19 protein-coding genes and 2 pseudogenes are annotated in these 26,758 nt (G+C 38.6%); 13 read left to right on the top strand and 8 right to left on the bottom strand.

What is annotated here, in order from left to right; genetic code table 11:
• Positions 1-131 precede the first annotated feature (131 nt).
• Positions 132-1,322, bottom strand: coding sequence for a cystathionine beta-lyase (gene metC, locus EAE90_RS11430; protein WP_214053601.1), 1,191 nt, complete (start codon positions 1,320-1,322; stop codon positions 132-134).
• Between the two features lie 356 nt (positions 1,323-1,678).
• Between metC and exbB the strand changes: the two genes are divergently transcribed.
• Positions 1,679-2,641 carry a tonB-system energizer ExbB gene (exbB, locus tag EAE90_RS11425; RefSeq protein WP_214053645.1) on the top strand — a complete coding sequence of 321 codons (963 nt, stop codon included), beginning with the start codon at positions 1,679-1,681 and terminating at the stop codon, positions 2,639-2,641.
• 3 nt (positions 2,642-2,644) lie between these two features.
• Entirely contained in the window at positions 2,645-3,070 is a 426-nt protein-coding gene (exbD, locus tag EAE90_RS11420; protein ID WP_015835631.1) for a TonB system transport protein ExbD, read from the top strand.
• 107 nt (positions 3,071-3,177) lie between these two features.
• Here exbD and EAE90_RS11415 read toward each other — a convergent pair whose 3' ends face one another.
• The 3 genes from EAE90_RS11415 to EAE90_RS11405 form a co-directional block, all read right to left on the bottom strand.
• Positions 3,178-4,293 (bottom strand): helix-turn-helix domain-containing protein, encoded by a 1,116-nt coding sequence (locus tag EAE90_RS11415; RefSeq protein WP_214053600.1) that lies wholly within the window; start codon positions 4,291-4,293, stop codon positions 3,178-3,180.
• Positions 4,294-4,314: 21 nt separating this feature from the next.
• Positions 4,315-4,605, bottom strand: coding sequence for a helix-turn-helix domain-containing protein (locus tag EAE90_RS11410; protein ID WP_214053644.1), 291 nt, complete (start codon positions 4,603-4,605; stop codon positions 4,315-4,317).
• Positions 4,606-4,743: 138 nt separating this feature from the next.
• Positions 4,744-5,934, bottom strand: a complete 1,191-nt coding sequence (locus EAE90_RS11405) for an MFS transporter (protein ID WP_246550629.1) — start codon at positions 5,932-5,934, stop codon at positions 4,744-4,746.
• 181 nt (positions 5,935-6,115) lie between these two features.
• On the opposite strand from EAE90_RS11405, the gene EAE90_RS11400 reads away from it, so the two are divergent.
• The 5 genes and pseudogenes from EAE90_RS11400 (at position 6,116) to EAE90_RS11380 (ending at position 12,531) form a co-directional block, all read left to right on the top strand.
• Positions 6,116-7,009, top strand: coding sequence for a LysR family transcriptional regulator (locus tag EAE90_RS11400; RefSeq protein ID WP_214053598.1), 894 nt, complete (start codon positions 6,116-6,118; stop codon positions 7,007-7,009).
• A gap of 384 nt (positions 7,010-7,393) precedes the next feature.
• Complete coding sequence (locus EAE90_RS11395) at positions 7,394-9,142, top strand: GH39 family glycosyl hydrolase (RefSeq protein WP_214053597.1); 1,749 nt, start codon at positions 7,394-7,396, stop codon at positions 9,140-9,142.
• A gap of 532 nt (positions 9,143-9,674) precedes the next feature.
• On the top strand, positions 9,675-11,429 hold the full coding sequence (locus EAE90_RS11390) for a GH39 family glycosyl hydrolase (protein ID WP_214053596.1): 1,755 nt from the start codon (positions 9,675-9,677) through the stop codon (positions 11,427-11,429).
• A 476-nt stretch (positions 11,430-11,905) separates the two neighbouring features.
• A pseudogene (locus EAE90_RS11385) lies at positions 11,906-12,235 on the top strand (type II toxin-antitoxin system RelE/ParE family toxin).
• A gap of 2 nt (positions 12,236-12,237) precedes the next feature.
• Positions 12,238-12,531: a helix-turn-helix domain-containing protein gene (locus tag EAE90_RS11380; protein WP_088776123.1), complete on the top strand. Its 294-nt coding sequence runs from the start codon at positions 12,238-12,240 to the stop codon at positions 12,529-12,531.
• 315 nt (positions 12,532-12,846) lie between these two features.
• Here the strand turns inward: EAE90_RS11380 and EAE90_RS11375 are convergent, their stop codons facing one another.
• From EAE90_RS11375 to EAE90_RS11365, 3 genes are all read right to left on the bottom strand, one after another.
• The gene (locus tag EAE90_RS11375) at positions 12,847-13,698 is read right to left on the bottom strand and encodes a class I SAM-dependent methyltransferase (RefSeq protein WP_036808718.1); all 852 of its coding nucleotides are present in this window, start codon (positions 13,696-13,698) and stop codon (positions 12,847-12,849) included.
• 691 nt (positions 13,699-14,389) lie between these two features.
• Complete coding sequence (rdgC, locus tag EAE90_RS11370; RefSeq protein ID WP_214053595.1) at positions 14,390-15,301, bottom strand: recombination-associated protein RdgC; 912 nt, start codon at positions 15,299-15,301, stop codon at positions 14,390-14,392.
• A gap of 218 nt (positions 15,302-15,519) precedes the next feature.
• Positions 15,520-18,414 carry an aldehyde dehydrogenase family protein gene (locus EAE90_RS11365; protein ID WP_214053594.1) on the bottom strand — a complete coding sequence of 965 codons (2,895 nt, stop codon included), beginning with the start codon at positions 18,412-18,414 and terminating at the stop codon, positions 15,520-15,522.
• A 1,644-nt stretch (positions 18,415-20,058) separates the two neighbouring features.
• Here EAE90_RS11365 and EAE90_RS11360 point away from each other — a divergent pair.
• The 5 genes and pseudogenes from EAE90_RS11360 to EAE90_RS11340 all read left to right on the top strand — a co-directional run bounded on the left by EAE90_RS11360 (position 20,059) and on the right by EAE90_RS11340 (position 24,582).
• On the top strand, positions 20,059-22,014 hold the full coding sequence (locus EAE90_RS11360) for a bifunctional 2',3'-cyclic-nucleotide 2'-phosphodiesterase/3'-nucleotidase (protein WP_214053593.1): 1,956 nt from the start codon (positions 20,059-20,061) through the stop codon (positions 22,012-22,014).
• Positions 22,015-22,097: 83 nt separating this feature from the next.
• Positions 22,098-22,877 (top strand): ribonuclease T2 family protein, encoded by a 780-nt coding sequence (locus tag EAE90_RS11355; protein WP_214053592.1) that lies wholly within the window; start codon positions 22,098-22,100, stop codon positions 22,875-22,877.
• A 142-nt stretch (positions 22,878-23,019) separates the two neighbouring features.
• Positions 23,020-23,298 (top strand): helix-turn-helix domain-containing protein, encoded by a 279-nt coding sequence (locus EAE90_RS11350; protein ID WP_339921273.1) that lies wholly within the window; start codon positions 23,020-23,022, stop codon positions 23,296-23,298.
• A gap of 3 nt (positions 23,299-23,301) precedes the next feature.
• Positions 23,302-23,694 (top strand): HipA domain-containing protein, encoded by a 393-nt coding sequence (locus tag EAE90_RS11345; protein WP_246550628.1) that lies wholly within the window; start codon positions 23,302-23,304, stop codon positions 23,692-23,694.
• A gap of 408 nt (positions 23,695-24,102) precedes the next feature.
• Positions 24,103-24,582 (top strand): annotated as a pseudogene (locus EAE90_RS11340) (Hcp family type VI secretion system effector).
• 271 nt (positions 24,583-24,853) lie between these two features.
• Here EAE90_RS11340 and EAE90_RS11335 read toward each other — a convergent pair.
• Positions 24,854-25,345: a hypothetical protein gene (locus EAE90_RS11335; protein WP_214053591.1), complete on the bottom strand. Its 492-nt coding sequence runs from the start codon at positions 25,343-25,345 to the stop codon at positions 24,854-24,856.
• Positions 25,346-26,142: 797 nt separating this feature from the next.
• Between EAE90_RS11335 and EAE90_RS11330 the strand changes: the two genes are divergently transcribed.
• Complete coding sequence (locus EAE90_RS11330; protein ID WP_214053590.1) at positions 26,143-26,748, top strand: DUF1062 domain-containing protein; 606 nt, start codon at positions 26,143-26,145, stop codon at positions 26,746-26,748.
• Positions 26,749-26,758 lie beyond the last annotated feature (10 nt).

The following is a 26,758-nucleotide window of genomic DNA, read 5'->3' as shown; positions in this document are numbered from 1 at the left end:
TGATTTGAGAATCTGTTTAACGAAATGTAATGCAAATACATCGTACCGGCAATATATCTATATTATCGCTTCATTATGACTTCCAAGTGCTAAGTTTTTCAGTTTATTACATTGAATAACAATAAGATTAATCAAGTCGAAATTCGACTAAATCCCTCTGCGAGATCATCAATCAAATCTTGAACATTTTCCAGCCCGACATGCAGGCGAAACAGGGTGCCCGTTCTTTGCGGCGCACCATACTGGCGCATAATTTTTATCTCTTCTGGTTGATAACCTAAGATTAGGGATTCAAAACCGCCCCATGAGAATGCCATTTTAAAATGGTGAAAATTATCCAGATAATCCGTAAATTGTTGCGGAGTTAATTTTTCTTTCAATTGAAAAGAGAACAGGCCATTGCTGCCGCTGAAATCACGGATAAAATTCTTGTGGCCGGGGCAGGAGGGCAGAGCAGGATGATAGACTGCGGCAACTTCGGTTCGTTGTTGCAGCCAGCGTGCTATTTCAATACTGCTTTTTTCATGTTGTTTCAGACGAATGGCTAAAGTACGTAACCCACGACTGGCCATATAAACCGTATCGGCATCTGCCATTTGTCCCATCAAATAGGAACTCTCTCGCAGTTGTACACAACAGCGTTCATTCGCCACAGCAATACCTAACATGGCGTCTGAGTGACCAATAATATATTTGGTGCCGGATTGAATCGAAATATCGATGCCGAATTCTAGCGCTTTAAACAGCACGCCTGCCGCCCAGGTATTATCGATCATGATGACAATATCTGGATTAACGCGTCGTACCGCACGGACAATCGCGGGAATATCCTGTACCTCCATTGTGATAGAGCCGGGGGATTCAAGAAACACCACTTTGGTATTGGGCTTAATCAGATCTGCAATCTCCTCGCCGATCATAGGATCGAAATAATCGGTAGTAATATTCATCCGTGACAATATCTTATCGCAGAAGCCTTGCGTCGGATCATAAGCCGAACCGGTTAATAGAATATGATCACCGGCGGCGGCAAAAGCGAGAATAGAGTTACTAACCGCAGCGGCGCCAGAAGGGTAAAGCACACAGCCTGCGCCACCTTCTAGTTCAGCCATTGCTGCTTGAAAAGAGAAATGAGTTTGTGTACCACGGCGGCCATAAAACAGTTCGCACTTGTCCCGGTTTTGCGTCGCATGTCTTTTGGCGGCGACAGAATCGAAGATCACCGATGATGTTCGCTGAATGATGGGATTGACTGCGCCTTGAGTAAATTTTTGACTTCTACCAGCATTGACCAGTGAAGTTTCCAGTTTTTTTTCTGCCATGATCCGTTGCTGCCTTAAACACTTCAATTTTTGAAATGGTGTAAAAAATAGAGTTAACACGTTAAAAGATTTAGACCTTTTTGTACAAAGGGATTAGGACAACTTGACGAAAATTCATTCTGATCACCTGTGAGTGGGAGCTCTTCAACTTTATTTTGTGAAGGGGTAATACTTTTTTATTAAACAATAATGATAATTACTATCAAATCACTTAAGGTTTGATATTATCAGCCTGCATTTTCATTCAATTTGATGAAGATGAGTAAAGACTCAGTATAAATAAGGTTAGTGAGATGACGAAAAGTAATTCACTGCTAAATAACAAGGTTTATCGTAAAGGGAGTAAAGGCCAACTGATGCGAAATTTGACTGCTTCAATAATATTAGCGTTCGGGCTGACAGGTTCAGCATTGGCTGATACAGCACCAGCGGCGGCAACAGATAACAATAACACGGCAAAAACCGCACAGATTACTCCGGCTACCCCCTCGGCAACGACGGGCACAACGGCACCACCTGCAAATCAGATTGCACCGCAAACGGCATCTGCGACGGAGGCCGCGCAAGTGACGCCGGTTGCAACGGATGAGGTTGCTCCTAGCGTTCCTACTGATGAAGCCAGCCTTTCCAGTGGTTTTGCGACTGATCTGTCTATTTGGGGTATGTATCAGAACGCTGATATTGTTGTTAAGACCGTTATGGTTGGTCTGGTGATTGCTTCTGTGATTACTTGGGCTTTATTCTTCTCGAAAGGTACTGAACTGTTGGCGGCTGGTCGTCGTTTACGTAAAGAGCAACTGGCTTTGGCGGATGCTAAAAGTCTTGATCAAGCGGCGGAAATTGCTGAAGGTTTCAGTAAACTCAGTATCAGCCGCTTGTTACTGAGTGAAGCGCGGGCAGAACGTCAGTTATCTTCCGAGAGTACTGATCTGAATAGTACGAAAGAACGTGCTTCTTTCCGTCTGGAACGTTCTGTTGCGGCGATCAGCCGTCATATGGGGCGTGGCAATGGCTATCTGGCAACCATTGGGGCGATCTCTCCTTTCGTTGGTCTGTTTGGTACGGTATGGGGCATCATGAACAGCTTTATCGGTATTGCTCACTCACAGACAACCAACCTCGCGGTTGTGGCGCCGGGTATTGCGGAAGCCTTATTAGCGACAGCACTTGGTCTGGTGGCGGCGATTCCTGCTGTTGTGATTTATAACATCTTCGCCCGCATGATCGCGGCTTACCGTGGTCAGATTGGCGATATGGCGGCACAGTCACTATTACTGCTTGGCCGTGATTTGGATTTAGCAAATAGCAAGACAAGGTGATTTATGGCAATACGTCTTAATGAAGATTTGGACGATAGCGGCGAATTGCACGAAATCAACGTCACGCCATTTATTGACGTGATGTTGGTGCTGTTGATTATTTTCATGGTAGCAGCGCCACTGGCAACCGTTGATATTAAAGTGGATCTACCTGCTTCGTCGGCAAAACCGCAGCCGCGTCCAGAAAAACCGGTATTCTTGACGGTTAAAGCTGATCGCCAGCTTTATGTCGGTGATCAACAGGTTGATCATGATACTTTGGCGGCGGTATTGGATCAGACCACCCAATCTAATAAAGAGACCACCATCTTCTTTCAGGCTGACAAGACCGTGGATTATGAAACACTGATGAGTGTGATGGATTCTTTGCGTAAATCGGGCTATTTGAAAGTGGGCTTGGTAGGGATGGAAGCGGTTTCATCAGGTTAATTGTCACTGATTCTTCCATTGAATAACCGCGCTGGAAAGCGCGGTTAAGATAAAATGATAATTGGTTTGTATTAATAAGAGCTTAATTTAAACAGGATGGGGGATAATCACGCTATTCTGGAGCGATAAGAAAACATCGAAATGACATTTACAGAATCTGTCTGATCATGAAGCTCATAAAGTGAACGATCGTTAGCGAGTTCAAGCAGCATTGGCACTGTAATTTTCAGACGCTTAGCTAATGTTTCAATATCAATACAAACATCATTAATAAGCACTTTTATTGCTCGATGAAATAATTCAGGTTTTTCATGGGGAATAAGATAATCCTCTTTTTCCTCAATAGCTTCTCCCTTACGTTTAAGCCCCAAAAAAACCGTTTTATATTGCGTATCGGTTAAAAGGGAAAGCTGATGTGCCCGATAAATAATTGCTGCTTTACTTACTTTCCAAGTTAACTTGAACTCACTTAGACCTCGCCAGTTGATTCTTCCGTTTATCGGGGCAGGGAAATATTTAGCCATCGCACTTCGTGGTAAAAGTAGGGCAGAGGCAAATTGGTTGGCTTGAGATTCGGTTATTCTGTCACCGGTAGATATTCCGCCGTGTAACACAAGATGTCCAATTTCATGTGCAATATCAAACCGTTGTCGGCATGGTGACTTCTTGGCTGTATTTCTGACAATGAAAGGTCGATCTAATGGAACGGATAACGCGTCAACATCATCAGATACTGAGTCAAACGAGGTGACAAATGCACCTAGCTTTTCAGCCAGGCGAGTCACATTTTCAATTGGCCCAAACCCTAATCCCCAATCAATCCGACATTTCTCTGCTGCTCGTTCAACTTCTTCCGGGGAGTTTGCTTTTAATTCAGGAAATAACACTGACGGTAAATTTAGATTTTCTTCAAAAACGACGATTAATCGTCTGTATAATTCAGCCTTTGCAAGTGCTGCTAATTTTGTTGCTACTCTAATTGCGCTGCGTTTACGGAAATGAACAATCTCTTCGTTCACAGGAGATTGTATTTGGGTTTCAAAGAACGCAGGAATAACCTGCAATACAGTCGCTAATTCATTAGAAAGTTCATTAGTTGGCATAGCAAAGCCGGATTCCAGCCGCTGAATATATTGGCGGGTTTTATTAACCCGCTCAGCCACTTGCTCAAGAGATAGCTCGTGATACAGACGAGCTAACCGCAAATTAGAACCATTGAACACTTGTCACCTACTACTTGTTCTTTAATTAGACTGAAAGCTAATACTTAAACTGGCCCCACAAGCAACAGCATAGCGCTCAAGTGTTAAGATACTGGCCTTCCCGGCATTTCTTTCCAGTTTGCTTACTGTGGGTTGAATGATCCCCATTCGTTCGGCAACCTGGGTGCTGTTTAGTCCTGCCTGATTACGCATATTAAGAAGAAGCTCCTTCAACTCTTCTTCTTTTTTCTCAGCCATATAAAGGGTGTGAACTTTTGGATCAGCAAGCAGTTCAGCTTTAACGTCGGAATATGGGACACCTTTAATGCTCATCATTCAACTCCTTAAGCCTCTTTAAGGCTATGGCTATTTCAGTAGCTGGCGTTTCTACTGGTTAATACCGTGATACCGGTTATCTTTTGGCTGGTGGCGATCTATCGCAAAAGATAGCTTGGGGCGCAGTGTGTAAAATCATATTTGCTTGTGGCTATTTGGATTAAATAGAACCCATAGCGCGGCTAATAATGCGCATCCTCCGCCGCTGAAAGCGACACCATACCAAGAAAAATACCAAGCGGCGACAGCTCCCAAAGAGGAACCTACTGCGCCACCGGCGAAATAGAAGGTCATAAAAACGGTATTAAGTCGACTACGGGCATCAGGTAATAATGTATACAACCGTGTTTGATTTGCCACTAAACCCGCTCTGCTGCCAAGATCTAACAGAATAATACCAGCGAATAAAAATAGAATACTGTGGCTGGTGCCGCTAATTAGGCATAAAGCCAGCATTACTAATAAAGCGCCTGCGGCAACAATTGCCCTTCCACCGAAGCGATCCGTCAATGAACCTATTATTGGTGAAGCTAGCATTCCCACAATGCCCGTCAAACCAAAAAGACCTGCGATATCACTCCCCCATCCGTAAGGTGGTTGGGAAAGTAATAAGGCCAGCGACCCCCACAGCGTATTAAAAGCGGCGAACAGCAAAAAACCGGATAATGCGGCTTCACGCAAAAGGGATTGCTGCTTTACTAATTTACCGAGTGAAATAAGAAGTTGGCCGTAAGTCATCGTGTGTGATGGTTCTATTTCTGGCAACACAAACCAGACCAGAAAAAATAGGTAGATATCGATTAAAGCGGCCAGTATAAACATTTCACGCCAGCCGAAATGCTCTCCGACTGCACCACTTAATGCCCTGGCAAATAGTGCTCCGGCGAAAAGGCCACTCATCAGACTTCCTACTGCTCGGCCGCGTTTTTCTGGTATTACCCAGCCGGATACGGCAGGAATGATGATTTGTGCTGAAATAGACGTTAGCCCCACAATCAAGCTACTTGCCAGAAGACATGTAAAATTTGGTGCTGTGGCACATAAAATAAGGCTGATTATATTGCCGATTAACAGGCAGAAAATTAGTTTGCGACGGCTTAACGTATCTCCAAGCGGCCCAAAAAAGAGCAGCCCCGCCGCATAGCCAATCTGCGTTAGTGTCGCGATCCAGCCGGATATTGAACCATTAACGTTAAAACTTGTCCCAATTATTGGCAATAATGGTTGGTTATAATAAATATTTGCTACAGCAAAACCACAAGCAATAGATAACAAGATGAGAGAGATAGAAGAAATAGGATTTGGTTTGGTTGCTGTATTTGACATGGGAACTCTCAGCGTTTGGCCGGAATTATGATGAAATGATTCTGGCACTATATTGAGATCGTGGGAATAAAAAGAGTGAGCGAAATTGTTTTGCATAGAATGCAAAAATGATAGCGCTAATAGGCGTTATTTATTATTTGTAATATATGAAGTGTTTGAATATTCGAAGGTAAAAATTGCGATGAAAGATTTATTACGTACCGATATGCTAACAACATTCATTCATGTTGCCCGCTCACAGAGTTTTTCTGCCGTTGCCCGTTTGCAAGGTATGGCTGCATCTTCTATCACACGTCAGATAGATAACCTTGAGCAGGTGTTAGAGACAAAACTATTCTTTCGCTCTACCCGTGGTTTATCGCTGACTGATGCAGGGGAGATTTTGTTTGCCAGGGCGCAAGGTATTATCAATGATCTTGTCGATGTCCAGGCTGAATTAGCGGCGTTGAATGGCGAGCCGCAAGGGGTATTACGTATAGCTTGCCTGCCAACGTTTGGACGCCAACATATTGTTCCGATGCTGGCAGAACTATTCATGCGATATCCTAAAATTCGGGTTGAACTTGATCAAACAGAACGGTTGACTGATCCGGTCAGGGATCGCCTTGATGTAGTTATTCGTATTGGTGAATTAAAGGACAGCACACTTTATTCCAAACGTATCGCCACACAAACTTGGATTATTTGTGCCAGTCCAAACTATATTCGAAAGCATGGAATACCGACAACACTTACTGAACTGGGTGAACACTATTTGCTTGATAAACATCATGACCCCGCGGGCATTTGCTGGTCACGCTATCGCAGTGTTATTAATTTCAGCGATAATAATAGGATCTTTCGTAGCGATGATTTTGAAACATTAAGAATGGTCGCAGTGAGTGGATTTGGAATAGCGCTTCTGCCTAATTGGGTGGTATCAGCAGATATTCATTCTGAAAAACTTGTGCCTTTATTTAATGATCCCGATGGACGTAAAGAAGATATTTATTTATTGCGGGCGCTTGCTCACCCGCCAGCAAAATTAACCGTATTTATGTCGTTATTGCAAAAGAGGTTTGCCAAGATTATTTAGTTGAATCCGTCTCATATATATTAATGATTTTATGCGATATTATTTAATATAATTTACTCACTATATGATTTTATTGGGTGTTTTTTTACTATCGTTATTAATATAAATTTCTTATTGAAGTATATGTTCTTTTATGCTTATTTCTTAAATAAATCATAGGTTGGATTATTGGCAAAAATAATTATATCTATGTAATTGTTGATTGCTGTAATAAATTAAAATTAATAGATGGTAATTTTAAAGCGCAACTAAAAATGATATTTAACTATTCTCTAAGTATTCGGTTCATTTATTGTTGTTGAATTGTCAGAGAAATATATTTATTCTTTTATATTATTTTTGATTTATAGCAATGTCATTTTTTAATGAATATAGAGGTTTATTGTGACTAAAACTTTTTCATTTAATAAAAATCATCGAGATTTATCAGCAGGTCACTATTCACGGCTTAAAGAGGTTAATGGTGTTAACGGTGTGCCTAAATCTTTGTTGCCGGGTTTTCCTGATTTAGATGATCAATTTAATCAAATGGGAATTACCCATATTCGGCTTCATGATGGTTTTGGTATTGGCGATATGGATAATTATTTCCAGGCGGATAGAATCAGTGATCAACATCAAATAATTATTAATGTACCAGAAGAAAATAAACCCGCCGCTAAGAAATTGCTCGCTGACATTGCAAATATTAGAAGTATTTTTCCCAATGCGGCTGCCGGGATGAGAAATAATGATATTAGTCTTGCATTAAAAGAGGCTAATTATAAAATGACTGACGATTATTTGCGCGACATTATGAATAATAAAGCTGATCTGAATCCAGATAATATTCAGCGGCAAATCATGTTTCGTATTGGACGTACCGGTGATGGCGGTTATGAAATACCCGATGATTTTGATATTTATGCCATATTAGTCAGCACGTTAGTGAATCGCTATACTTTAAATTATGCCAGAATCGGTTTGCCAGGGAAAATAACTTATTGGCAGGTTTGGAATGAGCCTGATTTGTTTTTTTTCTGGAATAGTGATGATCCTAAAAAATATTATGAATTATATGCAAAAATCGCAAGGATAATTAAAGCGGTTGATCCTTCGGTTAAAGTCGGTGGCGCGGGTATTGCGTTTGCTGATAGATCACAAGAAGATTATCTTGATGGGTTTTTACGGTATTGTAGAGATAATAATGTACCATTGGATTTCTTTTCCTGGCATGGATACGTTGAAACCGGAGACCCGCAAAACATTATTGATTTAGGAAATAAGGTTCAAAAAAGTTTGCATACTTATGGTTTTACCGATGCAGAAAGTTTTTGTACTGAATGGACTTCTTGTCCTATTGGGACAAAAAATACATATACAAAAGTACAAGGTATTAAAAATGCGGCATATATTGCTTCCACATTTATTTATATGCAATATATAAAAGCTGACAAAGCTTATTATTATCGGGGAGATGGCTTATCTTTTGGTTTGTTTAACAACCAGCCAAATCCTAAAAACCCAAGTGTTAAAAACTTCTGTACCTATTCAGCTCAATCCTTTTACCTGTTTGCCAGAATGTTCGAAACACCTTATATTTTAAGTGGTAATAAGGATTTTTCCACAGGTTTGACCGTTTTGGCCGCGGAGAATACCGAAGGTAATAAAATAAATATCCTTGCCGCAAATTACAAAGTTGATCAGAGTCTTGCCGATGGTAATGCGGCTCCTGATTATTTATATCAACAATATTATCTTGATGCTAGCCGATCACTGAATCAATTAACGGATACCTGGAGTAAGAATAAATGGTTTGGCGGCGTTGATCCGACAACCATTCACGTTGATAACGCGGTAGTACAACATGAACCTGTTAAGCCATTTCCGGGTAATAATATGTTGAGAGCTAAAAATCGTGATTATACTGATAGCGACCAAGGTGTTACCGTGGTAATTAATCATATAGGTTATAAAAAATTTAAAGTCAAAGCATGCCGTATTCAAGAAGGTGGATCACTGGCACAAATGACACCACCGGAAGTGACTAACCAGATCAATGTGTCTATAGCTAATAATAAATTAACGCTAGTGGATAAGGGAGCAAAGCCTGCGACAGTAACATTATATTCATTAGAGCTAGAGAATAATTAATTTTATATGCAATGAAAATATTATAGTAAATTATTTTAATCTGACAGGCTCTTATTAAGAGCCTTTTTTATATCAATTAATTGAATTATATGGTTTTTTATATTTGGTGATGGTTTGTTAAGGTTGTTTTTTTGATTAAAAATATGTTTTTAATATGTGTTAATGATCTTTTGTACGATATTTTTAAATATAATCTACTCTCTGCATGATTTTATTGTGTGCTATTTTATCATTGTTATTAATATCACTCTTGATTGATATGTATTTTTTCTCTTTTAATGATTCTGTGGTTAAATAAGTCATAGGGTCAATTTTATTATCAGTAATAATTGTGTTAATGTAGTTGTTTATTTAATGCAATAAATTCAAAGTAATAGCGGATAATTTCAAGTTGTAGTTGAAAGTGATATTTAACCATTATCTTGGTCTTCCATTCATTTATTGTTATTGAGTTGCCAGATAAATGTATTTATTCTTTGATATTGTTTTTGGTTTATAGGGATACAATTTCTTAATTAATATAGAGGGTATTATGACTAAAGTTTTTTCATTTAATAAAAATCATCGAGATTTATCAGCGGGGTATAACTCGCGTCTTAAAGCGGTTAATGGCGTCAATGGTCTTCCTAAATCGATAGCGCCAGGTTTCCCTGATTTAGATAATGAATTTAATCAGATGGGAGTGACACATGTCCGGCTGCATGACGGCTTTGGTATTGGGGATATCGATAATTATTTCCAGGTGGATAGGAAAAACAATCAAGATCAAATGATTATCAATGTGCCGGAGGAGAAGAAACCCGCGGCTAAAAAGCTTGTTGCTGATATTGCAAATGTCAGAAGTATTTTTCCTAATGCGGCTATCGGAATGAGAAATCATGATGTGAATCTTGCATTAAAAGATGCCAATTATGAAATGACGGACGCTTATCTATGTGATGTTCTGAATAATCAAGCAGATCTGAACCCAGATAATATTGAGCGACAACTCTTTTTTCGTATTGGGCGTTCACTTGATGGCGGTTATGAAATACCAGAGGATTTTGATGTTTATGCAGCATTAGTTAAAGCTTTGGTGAATCGTTATGGTGTAGACTATGCCTGTGTTGGATTGCCGAGAAAAATAAGCTATTGGGAGATTTGGAATGAGCCTGATTTGCTGTTTTTCTGGAATACCGATGATCCACAAAAGTATTATCAATTATATGAAAAAGTAGTGAGAGTCATTAAGGCGGTTGATCCTGATGCTAAAGTCGGTGGTGCAGGTATTTCGTTTAGTAATCATGCAGGAGGACATTATATCGATGGATTCTTCCGATATTGTCGGGATAACCATGTACCGTTAGATTTCTTTTCTTGGCATGGATATGTTGATACTGGAGATCCGCAAAACATTATTGATATGGGTAATACCATTCAGAATAGTTTGCATACTTATGGTTTTACTAAGACTGAGAGTATTTGTACTGAGTGGAACTCTACTCCTTTTGGATCGAGAAATACATTTACCAAAGTGCAGAGTCCTAAAAATGCAGCATATATCGCTTCCTCATTGATTTATATGCAATATACCAAAGTTGACTTGGCTCATTATTATCGTGGGGATGGTTTATCTTTTGGTTTATTTAACGATCAACCTAATCCTAACAACCCAAGTGTTAGAAATTTCTGTACCTATTCAGCTCAATCTTTTGGTCTTTTTGCCAAGATGTTAAAAACCCCTTATATATTAAGTGGTCAAAAGGATTTTTCAACCGGCTTAACGGTTTTGGCGGCCGAAAATAAATTAGGTAATAAAATTAATATCCTCGCGGCAAATTATAAAGTGGATAAGGGCTTTTCTGATGGTAGTGTACCACCAGTTCCGGCGGATTTATATCGACAATACTATTTGGATACCAGCCGAACATTAGATCAATTAACGGATACCTGTAGTAGGCATAAATGGTTTGGTGGTGTTGATCCGACAGCCATTCAATCTAATAATGCGGTATTGCAAAAAGATCCGGTACAGCAACTTCCTGAAGATTCTCTTTTGAGACCTAAAACTCGCGATTATACTCATAGTGACCAAGGAGTTACCGTGGTGATTGATCATATAGGCTGCAAGAAAGTTAAAGTTAAAGCATATCGTATTCAAGAAGGCGGATCGCTGGCACAAATAACACCGCCAGAGGTGACTAACCAGATTAATGTGTCTATAGATAATAATAAATTAACGTTGGTAGATAAAGGTGCGAAACCTTCAACGGTAACATTGTATTCATTAGAGCTAATTCATCATTAATTTTATATGCAAAGAAAATATTAGAATGGATTATTTTCTCTTCCCGTTAATAATTGGAGAGTAAAGTTAAACAGGCTCTTATAAGGGCCTGTTTAATCATGGTGAATAATTTATTGGAATAAGGTTGATTCGGAATTAATAGTAATTGTTTTTGCTTGGTTGTAAGGTGATATATATTTTTAATATGTATTATGATTTTATTGAATTAAACTATTTAATAAATACGGCTAAAATTAAGGTGTATTATTAAATTCGGCTTTACTCAGCGTTAATAATTCGTGTATTCAATAAATTTATAAGATTATTCTGGATAAAAAGATTGTTCGGGATACACCCGAGGTTATCTGAGCCCGTGAACGTCTCTATGTACCAAACAAACTGGAGAATATCAGATAAGTAATGTTTGAAAGTAATCATTGTTGATTGCTTTGTTTTGATAGAGTAAAGTCATCGTATATGATTACAAGGATGCTGATATGAAATTTACCGTAACGGTAATTGGCGCCGCCCGTAAGGAGTTAGGAAGACTTCCTGTAGGGTTACAGGTCGCGCTTGTTGATGCAATGGAGGAACTCGAAAATTCAGGACCGGAGCTCAGGGAACCAAGAGTGAGGGATGTAGGCAATGGACTGAAAGAGTTGAGAGTGAGTGCCCGTGAAGGTATTGCTCGTGGATTTTTCTTCTTTCATACGGGCAGATAAATTTTTGTAGTACATGTTTTGCAGAAAAAGACCCAGAAGACACCTAAAACGTCACTGGAACTGTCCCGGGAACGAATGAAAGTGGTAAAGAGGATGCTGGAATGAAAATGAACAGTGATGATTACGATTTCGTTACGCTGTCTGATGTTAAGGCAGAGCTCCTGGCAACAACTGAAGGGCTGGAGGCATGGGATGATCTTCAGGCTCGCAAGGCTCTTGTCCAGCAACTCAAACTGGCGCGCAAAGCCTGCAAAATGACTCAGGAAGATGTTGCCTGTCGGATGGGAACCCAGAAACAGAATATCAGCCGACTGGAAAGAGGGGAGGTTGATCCTCAGTTGGGAACACTCAATCGCTATGCTGCTGTTTTAGGCGGACGATTTGTTTTTCAGGCCGGTTGAATTCACTCACATGCTGGTAAGAGCAACCTGGTGGTTGCTCTCAGATTATTGACAAAATGCTGATTTTTTATCCGGTACTTTGTTTTAATGAAGTTCCGTTCGCCAGAGGGAGCTTGCCGCCATGTTAAGGACACCGGCTCTCCAAACTTTCCTGCCAGAAACCCTCTCGCTTGACGAGCTGGGTATTGCGACCAACTCGTTTTAAATCACGTAATATAGCTTTAATTCTGTTATTTAGTTTTGGAATGCGTCGGTATTATCGCCAGTAAGGTGATACTGAGCAACAGACTGGCGATTGTTACGAGGGTTGTCTGATTATTTCCCTGCCAGCACACCATACATTAATGGCATACGAGGCATTCCTTCCGGCTGTACCATTTTTCCGCCACCGATATTACGCATGCCTTCAAATCCACTCCATCCATTTGAGTAAGGGTATTCATTGAACTGTTCAATTCGTAATCCTGCTTGTATCAGAGCATTGAGTACTTCATTGATTCCCCAGTAAAATTCATAAGTATAGTGAGGGTTCTGGAAATCTTTAACACCTTCTTCTATCACTTCACCTGGATAGAGGGTTTCGACGGATTTAGCGACATAATCGTGAACTCCGCCTTCATCAATGACTGCGCCTTCCCTGAAATAGTCATAATGAGGCTTCCATTGAGCATTAAAATAGAGGGAGAACGGATGAAATTCAATCAATACAAATTTTCCCTCTGGTGTTAATAATTGTGAAATAAGTCGGGCCCAGTTTTTTAGGTCAGAAATCCAAACTAATACACCATAAGAACAGAAAATCCGATCAAATTTCAAATTTTCTGTAATGGCTTGTTCCATCCAATCAAAAATATCAGCTCGGTGGAATAGGGCCGGAATGCCACTATCGCTGGATAGCTGACGGGCGAAATTAATTGCTTCATCAGAAATATCAACCCCAGTTACATTGGCGCCATATTTCACCAGACTTAAAGTATCCTGACCAGAATTACATTGCAGGTGTAAGATATTTAGATCTTTTATATCACCTAGTAGTGATAGTTCCTCTGGATAGAGTGTGTTGCCGCCTTGCCTGAAAAAAGCGGCTTGATCACCTTTATGACTATTATGGGCAACAGTAGCGGCATTCCACGATAAACGATTTGCCTCATGAAATTTTTTATTCATCTGTTTTTACCTGTGTCAGATTGAGGATAAACTCAAGTTTTTCGTCAAGATATCCTGCCTGTGTTAGATGAGGGAGAATTAAGACGTTTTTGACTAAAATGAGAGTTGTATTTCGATATATAATAGTAATGTAACTTCATGTAATTATTTATTTTTATATTAAAGTTTGTTTATTGTCAAAACAATATTGCCATAAAAAAATTAAAATTGTTGTATATATTTTAATAACAATTAAAAAAACTACTTTTGATAAATTATCGGTGAATAATATAACTTTAGTTGCATGTTACATTTAATAATATTGTTTACTATAATTTTTTATAGAGATAAGCGTGGTTAAACGGATAAATCAATATGGAGTTATGGAGGATATACGCTTGGCATGGGAACATAGATCTTAGCTGATAAAGGTTAATTTTTGCGGTAGCTTCGTATTGTACTAGGATGGATGGCGTTTTTTGCTGAAATAACGTTACGTGCTTCCTTTATTTCGTTGATTAGTGCGATGGCTTACTTTCCAATTTTGAATTGATTGTTCTCCAAATGATTTTTTCAGAGTAAATTAAAGAAGATATTGCTGGTAGTATGAAAAGGGGATCTTTTTAAAAAATATCTGGCCTTGAATTGAGGAAGGCATAAAATACCGCTTTGAAAAATAGTTCAAAGCGGCAAATAGCATTAAAGGTTGAGGTTATTTTTCTGCTTCGCCGCCTAGTGCTTCAATGGTGCTTTTAATCAATGCACTTAATTCGCCGGTCATTAGAATAAAGTCAGCATCAAACCGTTGGGCAAAATCTTCCCGATCAATGTCATCATTTTGTTCACGCAGAGTATCACTGAATTTTATGCGTTTGAAAGCGCCATCATCGGACAGCATAAATTGAATACGTTCTTCCCAATCGAGCGCTAGTTTAGTGACGCATTTGCCAGCTTCTATATGGGTGGCGATTTCGTCAGAAACCAAATCTTGTTTTTTACAACGGATCACGCCGCCTTCTTCCAGAATAGCTTTTAATTCAGCTTCATCCATTAAAGCAAAACCTGTCGGTAAATCACCGGAACGCACCCATTCTGTCAGGGTTAATTCTATTGGATCTTTAAATGTCAGGGGAACAACAGGTAAAGAACCCAGGCTTTTTCTCAATAATGCCAAATTATCTTCGGCCCGTTTAGCACTGGCAGCGTCAACAACGATCAGATTATTGGCGATATCGATCCAAATATAAGTTTGGCTGAATCGGCTAAATGCCCGTGGTAGCAGAGTATGCAATATTTCATCTTTCAGAGAGTCTTTCTCTGTTTTTTTAAGTTTGCGATGTTGTTCTCCTTCCAGTTTTTCAATTTTTGCCTGGAGTGCTTGTTTGATAACGGGTGAAGGCAACATCTTTTCTTCTTTACGGGCGCAAATCAGAATTTGATTATTCGCGGCATGGGTGAAGGCGTCACTGTGTGAACCCATTGGCGGCACCCAACCTGTTTTCGCCATATCTTGGCTACCACATGGGGTGAATGCTAACGGACTCAATTGTTTTTCCAGTTCATCCGCAGAAAGTGAAATTTCCCGGTTTAAACGGTAAATCATTAAATTTTTGAACCACAACATAAAATTACCCCATATTTTTGCTCAATGAATCGGTGAGCATGACCAACATAAGGTAGCATGATAGCGAATCACAGGGATAAGCCCTAGTATATTGTGTCAATTATCTTGATTGATGGTTTCGTGATTATATTAAGCGCTAGCTAAGACACGCCGTGCTTATTTGTGGAAAGTACGGCGCTGTCAGGTCATCCGTTGAAGTGAGGACTTACCGGAGTAGTTTAAATTCCAGCTTGAACGCAGTGGCGTTTTTTACCCTTTGGTGTGGGAAGGGGATCAAAAGGTTCAATTAAATAGTGGTATATATCACGCTGTGGCAACGTACTGCCGTTAATCCGATTACCTTCATACCAAAGGCATGAAGCCGCCGGGCCTTGACCACCATAGGGAAGATAACCGTGTTCTTCCAGATGTAAGTCAGTATTATTAAGAATACTATCTGGCAGGTGAAGGCGTTCACTGAGTTGATGATGGATATAGTCACTGGTGCCAAACAAAGATATATACATGGCATTAGCAGAATACAAAGGATCAGAAAAATAATGGATTAGATCTTGATCCTGATAATATCTTTGTAAGAAGAAAACAGGAGCAAAAAATTCTTTATAATTGCCGCCCAACGATAATTCTTTCTCGAAAACCGTCGGTTTTATCATGCCATTAATGGGATTAACTTCTCCTCCATAGGTGCAATAAGGTCTATTTGCTTTAAATACTGAGGCAATTTTTATACTGTGATCGATATCGCTATTGGGACCGACGATATTCTTATAGTCATTATAAGGCCCGACTCTATCTTCAATCTTCTTCAAATCAGAGATTAATCGTTGCTTGAATAAATCGTATATCTCATTGTGTACTAATATGGCGTTTGGACCAGCACAATCCTGCCCTTGATTGTAAAGAACAACTCGTTTTGCACTTTCAACGGCCAGATTAATATCTGCATCTTTTGAGATAATAAGTGGATTATGACCGGCGCCATTAAGAATAAATAGGGTGTTTTTCCTGAAATGTTTACGTACCTTGAGCGCATTCTCCGGTGTTCCCGTAAAGATTACCGCGTCAGTTATTTTTACTCGTTGACTTAAAAATAACTCTTTATCTTCATAAGAAATAGATAATGTCGGAGAAAATTCGGATAAATTAATCACCTCCTCAAGTTTTTTGTAATGTATGTGCATTGCTGTTGGGGGGCGTATGCACACATTTTCTGCCATCAGTGAAGGGATAAAACCAAAACATATCGAAGCATAAATAGGCTGGTTAAGCGGGAGGAATGATGTGACGCCATAAATTTTCTTTTTGAAATATTCTCTGTTGTTCTCAATATTATTCAAGACATCCATTGAACGGAGAATTTCATCTTCGGTGACGTTTTTACATTGATAGCCAGAGAGCGCTTCAACTAGTGCCGCACGATTCTTCTGTAAAGCTGAGCAAAGTTCGTCACATTTTTTCCTGATTTCGGTGAAGTTAATTTTACTGTATAACTTAGTCATATGTATTTTGTCTTCCTCGATGTTATTGTTTATTAATCTCTCTTTTTGAGATCTATTAATTTCATTGTTAACGATATTCTCCTCATTTTTTTGGGATGAGTTTTTATATAGGTTCTTATATGGATTGTTAAAATGGGTTAAAATATGCTGCATACAATTTACATCTAACCATGTTTTAATTCGTGGGCCTTTGGTATCGCCAAATAATCCTCGATAGAGCAGAGACCATATTTGGGATGATTCATCATCTGAAAAATGGTCTTCATATGTACTGATTATACGCTGGAAAAGCTGATCTTTAGCGGATATTTCTCCTGAGCTTATTAAGTTAGCAATGGCTGAGAAATATTTTTCTTCTTTAATGTTTTGCAATCCTTGATTTTCGTTTTTGCATGTCCTGATATAATAATTATAACTTATTTCCAATTCCTGTTCTGAAATGGATTCCCCCGGTTTTTTATAGCGATTTAGAAAATTTTCAGCAGCAAATTTACTCGCCGGTTTTGAAGCGTGTAATATTCTTGCGATCTTCGAAAAAGATAATCGTTTTCTATCTTTTTGCGAAATATTAACTTGATCATTGAGATGTGGCGCCAGCGCGACATAAAATTTAGACGATCTCTGTGGCTCTTTTGAGAGATAAGTGCGAATTGCATCTCGTGTAAGCAGATGGCGAATATCATCCAAAGAGAAACTATTTCCTTTCGACTTCGATATTTTTTTACCTGAATCATCAAGGAAAAGCCCATATTTGTAAAAACGAGGAATTGACCTGTTTAATGTTCTCGCGATCTGGCGAACAACAGCGGCAGAAGCTAGCAAATCTTCACCATGCATTTCAAAATGAATGTTTTTGGCAAGGAGGCGCATACCCCAGTCTGCTTTCCATTGAAGTTTAGATTTACCGTTTAGTACCGAAATAGTTTGCTCTTGATCTAATATCTCATGTTTATAGAATTCCCGAATTTCTACTCCATATTCATAACCGGGTTTATTAATGACTTCATCACCAGGTATGTAATAGGTTATTTCACCTAATGCAGGGTTTACGCCGGTGACTATAATATGTTCGAGTACGGCGCCAGTTCTTTCAGAAATGGGCATGATCATGCTGTAGGTTCTTTGTCTTAAAGATCCCGTCGATTCCTTGCATATTTGGTTTAGCGCTGAGAAATTTTGCAGGAATAGTTTGATTTCGTCATTGTAATCGCCATTTTGATAGGCTAAAGAGTTTCGGACTAGCTGACACTCTATTTCATACTCGGTGGCGAGCTTCATGAGTTGATATTCCGCCATTTCAGAGAATGACGGGAAATTTCCGAAAGGGTCCGGCACCTTACTTATTGGTTGGCCTAGGTAAGGCGTTAATTTTTCAGCATTTGGAATATTCAAAGGTACTTTTCTGAAAGGGTCCAAATCATCTGAAATGAGATAAAAATTAACTGTTCTGCCTGCTTTCTCCAATTCAGTTTTGATGAGATTGGCACGGAGGATTTCACAAAGGGTTCCTATGTGTGGCAGCCCTGTTGGTCCAAAACCCGCTTCGATATTGATTGATTCCTTGTATGGTATAGCCTGATTAATTTCTAGGGCTTCCTTGACATACCATTTCATTTGCAGTTACCTCCATCATAATGTTTTGATTATTTTAGGGTTAATGGTGATGAATAAAGACGGTAGAGGTGTTATCAACTTGTCAGGAAATCCTCAGTAATCCTGATGAGAAAAAATGCTTCAAAATGTTAGATTATTTTATATTTTTTGTTTTGATATCAGCGATTAACCTTAAAACTTCTTTAAGATGAATGGACAGTTAACACTGGCTCTTGCTAATTACTTATTACTATAAACTTATTCTAAGTTCTTTCGGCTCTACTGGAGTGCTGAAATGATAAAGTTTAATGATGTTCTTTATAATGTTAAATAAAATTAATGTAATTGTTGTTTCTGGTCAAGTGGCTAACATAAATTTTTTTATTTTGTCTTCATTGCTGGATTGAGTGAGTAATCGGGCCATTGATGAATGTGTCATGTTGATTGGGAAAATCATTTATAGGAATTATAGTGGCGTCAATTTTATTGAAAATAATTACAATTTTAAAAATATATTTAATATTATTTTTTCTTTTTTATCAATGACATGATTAGGTTTTATGTTTGTTTTTAATTGTGTTTTGTTAAGTTTTTATTTTAATGGTGAAAATAAGTTTTTTTACTTTACATAATATCTTTAATATATGGTGATATTTTATAAATAATAATCTAAATTAAATTTCAAAATTAATTTCATGTAAAATAAATATCATTGTTTTTTTATTATTTTAATATTTTTCTATTTTATTTGTTAAGATAAATTTATATTAAAACTAATTATTAAGGTTTTAATCTGCTAAATAATTATTTTCATAAGTAAGATAATTAATAAAATTCAATTAAAAAGATCAAATTACCTGACAATGTGATTATTATCACAAATAATTGTAATTATCTGTGTATTTAACGATATAATTGTGCATTTTCTCACGAAAATAATTTTTGTTTTATTTATTATATAGTTGCAATAGATTGTATGGCTAAAAATCACATCGAAAAATTGAAATGTTAATAAAGTAACTTTTTTAACTAAAAATTTTCGGTTATTTTGATTATGATTAACAATTATTTTACAATTAAATGCCGTAAGAATTTATATAAGTAGACCTAATATGGATAATAATTAATTGCTTAAAAATATTTTCAATTTGTTAGTAATCTTATTTTATACAGTAATATTATGGGGGTATTTATTAGCATGAATATTTTACCTGGCTAAACAGAATAGCGAGATTTTTGTTCAGAAATAAAGCTAATAATTAAATATAAAGCATTATAGATATTTTATTCTGACTTAATTGAAATAGAACACTATTACAAGTGGCCGGAGGGCAGATTTTATCGTGTTAGTGACAAAAAGGAGGAGTGAGATCCTAGCAAAGTGGTATGCGCGGGTAACTCTCCGCGTGTTAAAAATGAAAAGGCCCTAACTATAAAAAAACAGATTTATCTTGTTGGTTGAGATAAACGTTTAACAATTTCTCAGTACAATAGCCTGCGTTTGTTCGTTGAAACCGCATATGATGATGTGCACAGCGGCAATCCAGCTTATGAAAATAAAAAACAGATGGTTCTGGAAACGGGAGCTTGTCTGTACTTATAAGTTGACAGTGATAAGAGAGCTGATTTTAGTCTCTCTAAACTAGCCTAAAAAAGAGGTGTGAAATGGTTAACGATGTGTTGAAAGTCTCCACATTAACCTTATTGGTCGCATGCAATGTCCATGCTGCAACAGTTGATTTGCGGGTAATGGAAACATCTGATGTCCACAGTAACCTGATTGATTTTGATTATTTTAAGAATAAGCCTACAGAACAATTTGGTTTGGTACGCACTGCGAGCTTAATTAAAGCAGCCAAAGCAGAAGCCTCCAACACCATTTTGGTTGATAACGGTGACTTGATTCAAGGTAGCCCATTGGCGGATTACGTGGCAGCAAAGGGCCTTAAAAAAGGGGAGTCTCATCCAGCACATCAGTTAATGAATACAATGGGTTATACCGTAGGTAACTTTGGTAATCACGAGTTTAACTTTGGTTTGGATTATCTGAAAAAAGCCATTGCCGGTGCGAAGTTCCCCTATATCAATGCCAACATCATGGATGCGAAAACCGGTAAAAACTATTTCACCCCCTATATTATTGTTGATACACCGGTGAAAGACCGGGAGGGTAAAAATCATACCATTAAGATCGGCTATATCGGCTTTGTACCGCCACAGATTGTTATCTGGGATAAGGTCAATCTGGATGGAAAAGTTGTCGTTAACGATATTACTGAAACTGCGAAAAAATTTGTTCCTCAAATGAAACAAGCGGGGGCAGATTTGATTATTGCTATCCCTCACTCCGGCTTTTCCAAGGAGCCTTATAAGGCAATGGCTGAGAATTCGGTTTATTACCTGAGTGAAGTGAAGGGCATTGATGCGATTATGTTTGGTCACTCGCACGGGGTATTCCCCAGTCAGGAATTTGCAGACATTAAAGGCGTTGATGTTGCTAAAGGTACGGTTAACGGTATTCCGGCTGTTATGCCCGGCCAATGGGGTGATCATTTAGGTGTTGTTGATATGGTTATCGACAACGAGGGCGGGACATGGAAAGTGACGCAGGCAACAGCGGAAGCACGCCCGATTTATGACAAAGTGAATAAAAAGGCTCTGGTTGAGCGCGACAGTGAGTTGGCGCACATTGTCGATCAGGCTCATCAGGGAACACAGAGTTTTGTCGGTAAATTTATTGGCAGAGCTTCCGCCAATATGTATAGCTATTTGGCGTTGATTCAAAGTGATCCGACAGTGCAAATCGTGAATGATGCACAAATAGATTACGCGCGGCGTTTTATTCAAGGTGATCCTGATTTAGCGGATATTCCTGTTTTAGCCGCAGCAGCGCCATTCAAAGTTGGTGGACGTAAAAATGCGCCGGCAGAGTTTGTTGAAGTTGAAAAAGGCGATTTAACCTTCCGCAATGCAGCAGATTTGTATCTCTATTCCAATACACTGGCGGTCGTGAAAGTCACCGGCGCTGATGTGATTGAATGGCTGGAGTGTTCGGCTGGCATGTATAACCAGATTGATCCCAATTCAACTCAACCGCAGTATCTGTTGAACTGGAGTGGTTTCCGTACTTATAACTTCGACATGATCAGTGGTGTGAATTATAAGATTGATCTGACTCAACCGGCTAAATATGACGTTGATTGCCAGCTCATCAATCAAGGGGCGAACCGTATCAAAGAACTGACTTACCAGGGTAAACCGATCGATCCTCAAGCTAAATTTCTTATTGCTACCAATAACTACCGTGCCTATGGCGGTAAATTTTCCGGTACAGGCGAAGGGCATATCGCATTCGCTTCACCGGATGAGAACCGCGCTATTTTGGCTGCTTACATTATCAAAATGTCTAAACAGAAAGGGATGGTAGCGACCAAAGCTGAGAATAACTGGTCGATTATGCCAATCAAAACTGACAAGAAACTGGATATCCGTTTTGAAACGTCTCCAAGTGAGAAAGCGGCGAAGTTTATCAAAGCATTTTCTCAATACCCGATGAGATATTTGGAAAACGATGATATTGGTTTTGCGGTATATCAAATTGATCTGACTGAAAAAAAATAATTTTAATAGTCGCCTGCTCTGATTTGGGCAGGTTTTTGTTTGTTTACCATCAACAGGGAAATGATTTCCCATAAGGAATTAAGATGCGTTTTTTTAATTTATTATCAGCAATATTCGTTTTGCTGGTTGTTGGCTGTGCGAAACAACCAGAAGTAACAGCAGTGACTGACTCGTTAGAGTTTCGAACAACATTGGAAGAGGGAGCATCTTGTATCTTACCGGCTACTCCGCCGAAAGATTATGACTTCGTTGCCAAAAATGACCGTTATGGTCAGAATGCAACTGCATCGACAGATTACTTCAAATTGGCTATTAGTTATTCTCCAGCATTTTGTAAGAGCAAAGCAAAAAATATTGAGCGTCTGAAAAGTAGTAACAAACTTGCTGAGGCGCAGCGTGAATATGAAAAATTCGAATTACAATGCTTCTCCGAAAACAAATTTAATTGGGTAATTCACGGCTTATGGGCGCAAACCTGTAACGGTAAATCAATAGCGCAATGCCGTGATTGGTCTGATGTTCGCAAACATCCACGTCTTTGCAAAGGGGATTTGCCACAATTGGATTATCAGGTAATTAAACCTTATCTGTGTGCTTCTCCCGGGGCAGATCTGTTGCAAGCCGAGTGGGAAAAGCATGGTGTTTGCGCGTTTGCAACGCCAGATCAGTTTTTCAGTAAACAACAGGACCTGTTCGATGAGTTGGTATTGCCGAGTAATCGTCCTTCTAATGAACAGTTAATTAAATTCCTCCAGAAAAATAACCCATCGTTAAAGGGAAAAACCATTCAGATCAATCGTGATGAATTGTACATTTGCTACAGCAAAAATTTCGATGTGATTGATTGTCCAAAGCGTGAGTAGTGATGGTTTTCTTTTCTATAAAGGGAAAATCACAGTGATATGCCTGACCTACGGTAGCGTGGGTCAGGTTTACCCTCTCTTTAATAGTCGATATATCCCTTTCAGGAGATATTTTCTTTCTTATCCTTTATAGGGGATAAACTTGAATTTATCCGTCATAGGGGATAATTATGAAGATCACATCACCAGCAATGCTCGCACTTGCAATGAGAGAGGCCCGCAAAAAAGCAAGTTGACTCAACGGGAAACGGCTGATCGGGTCGGTATTAAACAGAGCACTGTATCGGGGTTCGAGAAGTATCCAGAGGGCAGTAAGATGGAGACGTTGTTTAATTTACTCTCTGCGCTGGAACTGGAGCTCCATGTATCAGAGCGCGGGGGTTCACAAAGAACGAGCACTGGTTGGAAAGAGGAGTGGTAATCGATGAAGGCTTTGACGGTTGCGCTTAATGGTTTTGAGGTAGGAACGCTATTTCGTGATGGCACTGGTGCGATGTCATTTCAGTACAAAGATGAGTGGCTGCTCCTAGATGGTGCTCGCGCCATGAAGCTGTTGCTCGGTTCTCTACAACCAACTCAGGACAGAGAAATGTTCTTCAAGTCTCAGATCCTGTTCTGGCTGTTGGCGGCGGTTGATGGTCATGGCAAAAATTTCAGTATATTCATTCAGCCTGAATCAGCGTACAAGATGACACCACTTTACGATGTGTTGTCGGCTTACCCTATTTTTGCGACTAAGGGGATAGCACCGAAAAAGGCCAAGATGGCAATGGCGCTACGAGGAAAGAATCGTCAATATAACTGGGCGTATATCTAGCCACGTCATTTTTCATCTACCGCTCAGCACGTTGGATTTTCTACTGAGACCGCAGAAAGTCTGATGACGCGGATGGGAGAAATGTCAGGAGCTGTAATCGACCAAGTTGCGCGTGAATTGCCCAAAGACTTCCCTAGTCACATTAGCGGTTCGATCTTTGAGGGGCTTGATAAACAGGCTAAAAAACTCCGTGCTGGATAAATCAGTTATTGGAAAGATGGTGTGCTCACCGTAAGATAACGAACAATTTCCCTCTTAGGGGATTGTTTTGAATTTGTATGTAATTCTTACTCTTTCTAGAGGGTGCAATATTAATCTTTTAATGCTAAGGTCATGATTCTACAACCTAAGTTAGGTATACAGCGCGGCTTAGGTAATTTTAACAAAAAGCTAAGATGGTAATTACTTATGTCACATATGATTTATTTGTCGTTAAATGGTAAAAAACAAGGTTTAATTTCTGCTGGTTGTTCAACTCTTGACTCTATAGGAAATCGGTATCAAAAAGGTCACGAAGATTAAATACAAGTATTGAGTTTAAGTCATACTATAACTCGCGAGCAGCATGTAGATCATCATCCAATTCAATTCATAAAACCTGTAGATAAATCATCCCCATTGTTAGGAATGGCAATATCTTCAAACGAACTAATGACTGCGATTTTTTTCTTTTACAGAATAAATCCCGCTGGACAATTAGAGCTTTTTTATGAAATTAAATTTACAGAAGCAAGCATTGTTGATATTTCATGCACATACCCGAACTCAATAAATAACAATAGCATGATGCCATATGAAAAAATTCTTCTCAAATACAAATCTATATCTTGGAATCATAAAATAGCCGGTACATCCGGCTATAGCATATGGGATGATAGAGTTTATTAAAAAACAAGCTAAGCATATATAAATAAATATATATATGCTTAGCTTTTCCTTCTCTCACTTATATACGCAAAGACTATAAAACAAACAACAACAACAATAACGCCAAATAATGTTAACCAACCCCACATATTTGGAAAAAAGAATAAAGCAATAGATGACCATACAACAATAACTACCAAAGGAGCATACGACCACAAAAGATCCTTAAGAAATATAAAAAAAATCTCCTTAAACCACTCCTTACTAAAAAGTTTTTTACTCATATTCATACTCAAATATTAATTATATCCGCAATTGCATGAACAATATCATCTTCACTGCACTGTTTCCCGATAAGGCTAACTCCTCTCGATAACATAGGCTCAACTATAAAATACAACATTTCCAACTCTTTGCTATATAAAGCCCAATAAAAAGGTGGACATTCTCTTTTTAGCTTATTTGATGATACAGCTGCGTTCTCAACGTAACCATATGATTGAAAAGCTACTAAACCGGCATTTATAAATTTTCTCGCAATATTCTTTATAACCACATTCCTTATTAAAGATTGATATATCATTTCTGCTACAGAAATAGATATAGCAAATTTTGTAGCTCTAGATGCTGAGAAGTCGGATGAAACCTTCAATAATTTAATATATATTCTTTCTCTTGCTTCATCATTTTTTTCTTTTAATAATTCTTCGGTAAATATTTCTGCTATTTGTTTATGAAATTCCTTTCTTCTATTACGCTCCGCAGAGCTAAAATCATTCTCCAATCTTCTCTATTTATATTATGATTTACATCACGATAGCCATCGAAGAAATATGATGTTCTCCAGAGTGCTCGTTTTAACCCTAGTCCGATTGTACTTACAGTGTCTTCTGTTACTTCTTTTAATCCACCACCTATTTTCTCCGCATATAACTCTAGAATCCGGTCGGGCTCCATCTTCATTTTCATATAATATTCAATATAGTTTGTCATATTTTATCTACCTAATTACAGGATAATGGAAAGAAACTCATACATTAATGCTTTATATAAAAAATAGTCATATTGACCACATAATAGCAATATTCTCAATCGCATGTCCATTAGAACTACAAGGAACACATGTGAACAAACTACCCAAAATGCTTCAGTGGAAAATGATATTCCTCATTACCCTACAAGTGTAGTGGCTCACAAAATCATGACACTTGCATAGCCTTTTCCCATTAGCTTTTCGTATTCAGTCGGTGAAATTCTCCCATTATAACTATTATGGCGCTGATATCCCGAAATGAACGGCATCTGATGCAGAAAACCGCCCAGAAAAAAATATTGCTTGCAGGCTTATAGCAATTCACGTCAAGCTTCTCTGTTCTCTGTTCTCTGTTCTCTGTTCTCTGTTCTCTGTTCTCTGTTCTCTGTTCTCTGTTCTCTGTTCTCTGTTCTCTGCCACACCTAAGCAACGAATTGATAAAGGGTTTCAAGATCTGATGTTATAGAATATCATCAAATTCAGATCTGAAATTGACCAATTTAGCCGTAACGAGTAACTAACTTAACCAATTTAAACGTGGATCTATCATGACAAATAGAAATGTTATCTGGTTAGTACGGCCTGTAGGCTATCAGGCCATTTTGAAACGTTGCCCTGGCTGTGAAGTAAAAAAGGAGTTTTATCCAGCCGGCACTTTTAGGGTTAATGCGCAAAAAAAAGTTTTAGATGTTTGGAGTATCTATAAATGTGAAAAGTGTGATTACACTTGGAATATTGATATTTTTTCCAGGATTCATGTCAACAAATTGGAAAGCAATTTGTATGAACGGTTTTTGCATAATGATCAAGATGAAATACGGCGGTATGCGTTTGATTATCGCGTATTGGCAAAAAATAGAGCTGAACTCGGCGCTGCGCCTGACTTTATCATCGAAGGTAAAGAGCTTCAGGACATTGCTCAAATTCCAGCGGCAGAGATCACAATCCAGCTTGAATATCCCATTCCTATCAGATTGATCTCAATCTTGACTAAAAAGCTTGCATTGTCACGTAGTCGAGTGGCTAAACTCGTTGATCAAGGTACCATTCAGGGGGTAACAGAAACGGAATTAAACAAGAAGTTGAAACGTGATATCACTCTTAGCATCAACGTTAACGATTTATTGCAAGAGTATGATAACCATTGCGTATAAATGACACCGG

Source organism: Photorhabdus caribbeanensis, assembly GCF_018448885.1.
In the GTDB taxonomy this organism is placed as follows: domain Bacteria; phylum Pseudomonadota; class Gammaproteobacteria; order Enterobacterales; family Enterobacteriaceae; genus Photorhabdus; species Photorhabdus caribbeanensis.
Note: the sequence above shows the minus strand (reverse complement) of the source record. Positions and strands in the feature narration are given on the sequence as shown.